Origin of the sequence: Bradyrhizobium sp. (assembly GCF_030697065.1) — a bacterium.
Lineage (GTDB): Bacteria > Pseudomonadota > Alphaproteobacteria > Rhizobiales > Xanthobacteraceae > Bradyrhizobium.
Genome location: NZ_JAUYQU010000056.1, coordinates 46,603 through 53,416, shown reverse-complemented (window position 1 = coordinate 53,416; position 6,814 = coordinate 46,603). Strand labels below are relative to the sequence as shown.

The window sequence follows — 6,814 nt, the reverse complement described above, 5'->3', positions numbered from 1 at the left end:
ATTGACGCTCAACACCATGATGGAGGCCGATTCCTACCGCGCCCAGATCGCGCTGATGGAGGAGGGCCTGGGCTACACGCTGTTGCCGGCGTCCGCGATCCGCGCCGAACTGGCGGCCAAACGCCTGGAGATGGCGGCCCTGGTGAACCCGTCGGTTTCCCGCGAACTGCTGCTGGCGTCGCCGATCGCGCGCCCGTCATCGATCGCCACCAGCACCATCTCGGCGCTGGTCCTTGCCGAGATCGCACAACTGTCCAGGGAAGGCCTCTGGAACATCAAGCTAACGGGCTGAACGCAAAGCCCACCCCGTCCCCCGGCTCAGTTATAGAGCGCCTCGTCGCCGAGCACGGATTGCCGGAAGCGCGTGGTCAGGATGACGCCATCGGCCGGCGGCAAGGTAAAGACCAGGGCTTCGGGATTGATCTTCATCAGCGCGAACACCGTTCCCTTGCCCTGGTGGACGAGATCGCGAATCTCCGACACCTGTTCCATGGTTCGGACCGTGCACGAGGTGCGGATGCCGGCGGCGAGCGCCATGCCGGCAAGGTCGACGCCGGAGGCGGTGTGGGTCTTCTGCATGCCGGTCTCGCCGAAGCGTTCGTTGTCGAGCACCGCGATGGTCAGGTTCGCCGGCTTCTCGACCGCGATGGTGGCGAGAGAGCCGATGCCCATCAGCATCTCGCCGTCGCCGGTGATGACCAGCACCTTGCGCTTCGGCTGCGCCAGCGCGAGGCCGAGGCCCATCATCGCGGCGGCGCCCATCGCGCCCCACAGCGGAAAATTGTTGGCGTGGTCGCCGGCGGCCGAGACGTCCCAGTTCGGCGCGCCGAGACCGGCGACGACGAGAATATCGCCGCGGTCGCGCAGCAGTTCGTTGACGACGTCGCGACGATGAAGCAGTGCATTCGGATTGGTCATTTGCGCGCCAGTTCCTTGAAGTTCTTGGCTCCCAGCACCCGCTGCCCGATCAGGACCGCGGCCGGACGCCAGGTGTTGAAGGCGAGATTCGCAGCACCCCAGACCATCGGCGCGACATCGTCAGGGGTGTCCGCCCGGGTCACGATGACGCCCATGGCCTCGAGCGACGCCTGCGTGCCCTGCCCCATCGGGATTTGCCACGGGTTGAACTCGCCCCAGTCGCCCCGCATCGTCACCAGCATCAGCAGCGGCATGTGGCAGATCGCGGGAAGCGACAGCATGTTGATGCAGTTGCCGACGCCGCTCGACTGCAGCAGCAGCACGCCGCGCTGGCCGCCGAGCCAGGCGCCGGCCAGCATGGCCACGCCTTCCTCTTCCGTCGTCAGCGTGACGAGGCGGGTTTCCGGATCGGCATCGAAGGCGCGAATGAGACGGCTGTGGCCGGCATCCGGCACCATCGCGACCTGTTTGACGCCCGCTTCCTTGAGGATGCGGTAGACATCGTCAGGCCATGAGGGCAACGGCGCAGTCGCCTGGTCTTTGGTCTTGGCAGCCGTGTCGGCCATCGCGTGGCGCTCCTCAGGTCGGTTGGCGGATTTGATGCGTAGACTAGATTGTTTCGGCGGGGCGCACGACGCCCATTGTCGTTATGGCTTCTATCGCAAAATTGAAACTCTCGGCGGGTCTAGACCGCCGCCTCGCCGTCAGATCACATAGAACCCGTGCGTGGCATCGCGGCGGAGTTGCTCGACCAGGCCGTATTCCCAGTCGAGATAGGCCTGCATCGCGCCGGCATCGACGTCGGTGCCCTCATAGGGGCGCCGGTAGCGGTGCGCCGGATCGGGCTTCGGCAGGGCTGGCGGCGGCCCCGCTTCGAGCGCGCCGTCATAGCCGCCGTCGAGCACGCAGGTTTCCCAGCCCATTTGCGCGAGCCAGGACGCGGTCATGTCGGCGCGCACGCCCTTGTCGTCCGTCAGCAGGATGCGCGCGCCGCGCACCGGTGCGGCCATGTCGACCTCCTGCACCAGCTGGCCGCCCGGATAATGACGAAAGCCTGCGATGTGGCCGGCCTCATACTCCTCCGCCGAGCGGACGTCGAACCGATAGAGCGTGCGGTGGGTCTGCGCCTGCAGCGCCAGCGCTTCTTCCGGACCGAGATGCCGGACGCCGGCGCGATAGGCGACGTCACGGGCATTGGCTTCGGCGCCCGCGAAGGCGCCGATCTCGCCGCGCCTGCTGGCGCCATGCTCGAGATTTTGTTTGGCCAGCGTCCAGCCGATCGTGCCGTTGCGCAAGGCCGCCACCCTGTTGGCGACGCCGGCATTGATCAGCGACTGGGTGCCGATGATCGACCGGGTGCGGCCGGCGCAATTGACGATGATGGTGGTCGCGGGATCCGGCGCCGCGCGGCCGGCGCGCAACACCAGTTCGGCGCCGGGCACGCTGACCGCGCCCGGAATGTTCATGGTGGCGTATTCGTCGAACCGCCTGACATCGAGGATGGCGATATTGGCGCCGCTCGCGATCAGCCCGGCGACTTCGTTCGCAGGCAAGGAGGGGGTGTGGCGGCGGGACTCGACCAGTTCGCCGAAGGCCTTGGCGTAGGAATTCACGTCCTGGAAGACTTCGTAACCCGCCGCCTGCCAGGCCCGTAGCCCGCCGTCGAGCTGACGAACGTTGCTGTAGCCCAATGCCGCAAGGCGATCCGCGGCCTGCGCAACCAGGCCCTCGCCGGCGTCGTAGACGACGACAGGCACGTCCTTGCGCGGCAGCCGCGCGTCGGCTTCCAGCGCGATCCGGTCGGCCGCCATGTTGGCGGCGAACAGCGGATGGCCGGTGGCGAAGGCAGCCTCATGGCGCAGATCGAGCAACGCGATTTCCTCGCGCAGCAGCAGCATGGTGCGGACTTGCGAGGGGGTGACGGTGGGCAGGGTCATGGGCCGGTCGGGTTGAGGGTGAATTGAGGACGCCATGGGCTTAACAGCCCCACGGCATCCGGGGAAGCCTCCGGGCCCGGCACTTTCATGGTGTTGTGTTGTCACGGGCAGACGTGCAGTTGCGCACAAGGCGCGAGGGGGATCGAATTCGCAAACACAGCTTCGCATTCTCGCGGCGCGATACGCCCGAGGTTTGCGTCAGTGTCGCCCTCTTCAAGTAGAGAGGGCGCGGGGAAAGCCGGGCGCCGATCGCACCCGCGGTCGTGCACAAGAAGCGCACGAGTAGACCACAGGGCAACCGGATCATCCGGCTTTCCCCGCGCAACGGTTTACGGCTTATACGTGCTCACCCTGGTGAACCGGGCTTTCTTGCCACCATCGCCTTGCGGATTGATACATCCAAACCCGGTTGGGCCGGATGAATCTCCGCAAGACTTGACGCCAGCGTCGGGGCGCCAGGCCTGCACGATTTCGCTCGTCCGCGCCCGTCTCGACAAAGCTCCCGCCGGACCTCGTAGCCAATCCGGCGAGTTTCGTCGAAGACAGTTTTAAGCGCCGTTCGTCCGCGCGCCGGATAATCGCTCAGGGAGTTGATCCCGCCCCGCGATCCCTTGCGCGCCCGACGCTTCGCGTCCATCGCATCCCGCCGCGCGTTCGTGACGTGCGCACGCCCCTCGTTCGGGCGGGACGGGCGAATCAGTAAAGGTGATTTGCCCGACGTGTTAAGGGAAATATTTTTGTTTTCCGGCCTTGACTTTCAATTCCGATAATCAGAAGTGATTTGCCCGTCGGGTCGACGGCAGCCTTGCTGGAGGAAAAGAAGTCATGCCGGCGGGTTGACCACCGGCTCCTCGCGGCCGAGCCTCTGTTCGCGCCAGAAGATGTAGATCCCCGCGGCGATGATGATGGCCGCGCCGATGATGGTCGGCGGCTGCGGGATGTCGCCCCACACGAAATAGCCGAACATGACCGCCCAGACGATCATCGAATATTGATACGGCACCACCACGCTGGCGGGCGCGAGTTTGAGCGAGCGATTGACGCAGAGCAGCGCGCCGACCGAGATGAAACCGGCCGCGGCGAACAGGCCGAGGCTGCCGAGGCCGGGCGTCACCCAGCCGAACGGCGCCATCAGCGCACCCAGCGCGAAGGTGCCGACAAATTGCGAGGTCGCCAGCACGATATCCGGCGTCGCCCGCAGCGAGCGGGTAATCAGCATCAGCAACGCGAACGACAGGCTGCCGCCGAGCGCGATCATCGCGGGCCAGCTCACCGTCTGCGCCGACGGCCGCAGCGCGATCAGCACGCCGCAAAATCCGATCAGCACCGCGGTCCAGCGCCGCCAGCCGACATGCTCGCGCAGCACCAGCGCCGACAGCGCGGTGACGAAGATCGGCGCGGCCAGATAATAGGTGATGACGTCCGCGAGCGGCAGATAGACGGTCGCGATGAAGAACGCCGCGACTTCGAGGGTGGAGAGCGTCACCCGCAGGAGCTGCAGCCACGGCCGCTCCAGCCTGCCGAACGCCGCGCGCTGCTGCCAGGCGATCGGCAGCAGCACCAGCAGCGCCGCGCAGGCCCGCAGCCACAGCAACTGCCCGACCGAATAGGTCGCGACCATGTACTTGCCCAGCGCGTCGCCGAACGAGAACATGAAGATCGCCAGCAGCATCAACCCGATGCCGGCCAACCGCGCGGACCGCTCATCCAGCCCGGTCGAGATTTTCGCAAGCAAAGTCATGGGGTGACCGGGGCGCTTCCACTTGTTCTTGTCATGGCCGGGCTTGTCCCGGCCATCCGCGTCTTTGGCGTGACGCTGTTTTCGTGACCCTGTTTTAAAGACGTGGATGCCCGGGACAAGCCCGCGCATGACGAATTAGGCAGAACGGATTGCCGCAGCGACACCGCTGCGATACGGAAGGGTCGCAGAATCCACAGGAAATCCGGCATGACCGAGTTCGATCCCGCCTTGCACCGCATGGTGCCGGAACAACGCTGGTTCGAGGATTTCGTGCTCGGCGAGCGCTTCGTGATTCCCGGCCGCACCCAGACCCCGGCGGTGTTCGCCGCTTTCCAGACCGCGAGCGGCGACACCCATCCCGTTCATTACGACGTCGAATATTGCCGCGCCCGCGGCATGCCGGATTTGCTGGCGCATGGCTTCCAGACCCTGGTCCACACCGCGCCGGGGGCCGGGCTGTTTCCCTATAGCGTCGAGGAATCGCTGGTCGGTTTCCTCGAACAATCGAGCAAATTCCTCAAACCGGTCTATGCCGGCGACACCATCTACCCGGCGCTGGAAGTGACCGAACTGGTGCCTCGCCGGACCACCGGCGTGGTGACCCTGCGCAGCACCGTGTTCAACCAGCGCCGCGAACTGGTGCTGGAAGGAATGCAGAAATTCCTGATCCGCCGGCGGCCGGCCTAAGGCAGAACGAAGCCGCCGGCAGATCGATTTCTCAGACGCCGGTCTGCGAGATGAACTTGGTGTTGAAGTACGCATCCATGGCTTCGGTGCCGCCCTCCGAGCCATATCCGGAGTCCTTGATACCTCCGAACGGCACTTCCGGCAGCGCCAGACCAAAGCTGTTGATCGAAACCATGCCGGCTTCGATCCCGGCCCCGATCGCGGTTGCGGTCCTGGTCGAGCTGGTGAAGGCATAGGAGGCGAGACCGAAGGGCAGCCGGTTGGCCTCTTCGGTCACCTCGTCGAGCGTCGAGAAGCGCGAGATCAGCGCCAGCGGTCCGAACGGCTCCTCGTTCATGGCGCGGGCGTCCTTCGGCACGTCGCTGACGACCGTGGGCTCGTAGAAATAACCCTTGTTGCCGACCCGATGGCCGCCGGTTTCCAGCTTTGCGCCCTTGCCGATGGCGTCCTGCACCATGCCCTCGATCGCGGTGACGCGGCGCGGATTGGCGAGCGAGCCCATCTTCGAGTCGGGGTCCATGCCGTTGCCGACATTCATGGATCTGGCGCCCTCGACGAACTTGTCGACGAATTCGCGGAACACGTCGTCCTGCACCAGCATGCGCGTCGGCGAAATGCAGACTTGGCCGGCGTTGCGGTATTTCGCCGCCGACAGGATTTTGGCTGCCGACGTCACGTCCGCGTCGTTGAAGACGATCGCCGGCGCGTGCCCGCCCAATTCCATGGTGGCGCGCTTCATGTGCAGTCCGGCCAGCGCCGACAATTGCTTGCCGACCACGGTCGAGCCGGTGAAGGAGATCTTGCGGATCACCGGATGCGGGATCAGGTATTCCGAGATCTCCGACGGCACGCCATAGACCAGATTGATCACGCCATCCGGCACGCCGGCGTCGGCAAAGGCGCGGATCAGTTGCGCGGGAGATGCCGGGGTTTCCTCCGGAGCCTTGACGATGATCGAGCATCCCGACGCCAGCGCGGCGGAAAGCTTGCGCACCACCTGGTTGATCGGGAAATTCCAGGGCGTGAAGGCCGCGACCGGACCGACCGGCTCCTTGATGGCCATCTGGTAGATGCCGGGCCCGCGCGCCGGGATCAGCCGCCCATAGGCGCGCTTGGCTTCCTCGGCGAACCACTCGATGACGTCGGCGGCCGCCATCGCTTCCATTTTGGCCTCGGCCAGCGTCTTGCCCTGCTCCATCGTCAGCAGCGGCGCGATTTCGTCGTTGCGCTCGCGCATGATGGCGGCAGCCTTGCGCATGATCTTGCAGCGGTCGAACGCCGATACCGCGCGCCAGACCTTGAAACCGGCGGCGGCGGCGGCAAGCGCCTCGTCGAGGTCGGATTTTTCCGCGTGCGCGACCGTGCCGATGGTCTCTTCCGTCGCGGGATTGAGCACCTCGATGGTCTTGCCGCTGTGCGCCGGACGCCATTTGCCGGCGATGAATAATTGGGTGTTCGGATAGGCCACGAATACGTCTCCCTGATCGGTTTTTATCGGCGCAACATGCGAATAGTTCAGCAAAAGATCAAG

At 65.4% G+C, this 6,814-nt stretch carries 7 protein-coding genes; 2 read left to right on the top strand and 5 right to left on the bottom strand.

Annotated elements, in window-relative coordinates; translation table 11 throughout:
* Positions 1-292: LysR substrate-binding domain-containing protein (locus Q8R73_RS04035; RefSeq protein ID WP_305718246.1), on the top strand; the 292-nt coding region annotated here is incomplete at its 5' end.
* 26 nt (positions 293-318) lie between these two features.
* Here the strand turns inward: Q8R73_RS04035 and Q8R73_RS04030 are convergent.
* The 4 genes from Q8R73_RS04030 to Q8R73_RS04015 all read right to left on the bottom strand — a co-directional run bounded on the left by Q8R73_RS04030 (position 319) and on the right by Q8R73_RS04015 (position 4,596).
* Positions 319-918 carry a thiamine pyrophosphate-dependent enzyme gene (locus Q8R73_RS04030; protein WP_305718245.1) on the bottom strand — a complete coding sequence of 200 codons (600 nt, stop codon included), beginning with the start codon at positions 916-918 and terminating at the stop codon, positions 319-321.
* Positions 915-1,484, bottom strand: a complete 570-nt coding sequence (locus Q8R73_RS04025) for a thiamine pyrophosphate-binding protein (RefSeq protein ID WP_305718244.1) — start codon at positions 1,482-1,484, stop codon at positions 915-917. The genes Q8R73_RS04030 and Q8R73_RS04025 overlap by 4 nt, the downstream gene beginning before the upstream one ends.
* Positions 1,485-1,622: 138 nt before the next feature.
* Entirely contained in the window at positions 1,623-2,855 is a 1,233-nt protein-coding gene (locus Q8R73_RS04020) for a rhodanese-like domain-containing protein (protein ID WP_305718243.1), read from the bottom strand.
* 823 nt (positions 2,856-3,678) lie between these two features.
* Positions 3,679-4,596: a DMT family transporter gene (locus tag Q8R73_RS04015; protein WP_305718242.1), complete on the bottom strand. Its 918-nt coding sequence runs from the start codon at positions 4,594-4,596 to the stop codon at positions 3,679-3,681.
* 207 nt (positions 4,597-4,803) lie between these two features.
* Between Q8R73_RS04015 and Q8R73_RS04010 the strand changes: the two genes are divergently transcribed.
* Positions 4,804-5,283 carry a MaoC family dehydratase gene (locus Q8R73_RS04010; protein ID WP_305718241.1) on the top strand — a complete coding sequence of 160 codons (480 nt, stop codon included), beginning with the start codon at positions 4,804-4,806 and terminating at the stop codon, positions 5,281-5,283.
* 31 nt (positions 5,284-5,314) lie between these two features.
* Here Q8R73_RS04010 and Q8R73_RS04005 read toward each other — a convergent pair whose 3' ends face one another.
* A complete protein-coding gene (locus Q8R73_RS04005; protein ID WP_305718240.1) occupies positions 5,315-6,751 on the bottom strand; it encodes an NAD-dependent succinate-semialdehyde dehydrogenase in 1,437 nt (478 codons plus the stop codon).
* Between the last annotated feature and the right edge of the window lie 63 nt (positions 6,752-6,814).

Bases quoted from the DNA above. Each gene is read 5' to 3' on its own strand.
- Q8R73_RS04030 (WP_305718245.1), bottom strand. From the start codon at position 918: ATGACCAATCCGAATGCACTGCTTCATCGTCGCGACGTCGTCAACGAA.
- Q8R73_RS04025 (WP_305718244.1), bottom strand. From the start codon at position 1,484: ATGGCCGACACGGCTGCCAAGACCAAAGACCAGGCGACTGCGCCGTTG.
- Q8R73_RS04020 (WP_305718243.1), bottom strand. From the start codon at position 2,855: ATGACCCTGCCCACCGTCACCCCCTCGCAAGTCCGCACCATGCTGCTG.
- Q8R73_RS04015 (WP_305718242.1), bottom strand. From the start codon at position 4,596: ATGACTTTGCTTGCGAAAATCTCGACCGGGCTGGATGAGCGGTCCGCG.
- Q8R73_RS04010 (WP_305718241.1), top strand. From the start codon at position 4,804: ATGACCGAGTTCGATCCCGCCTTGCACCGCATGGTGCCGGAACAACGC.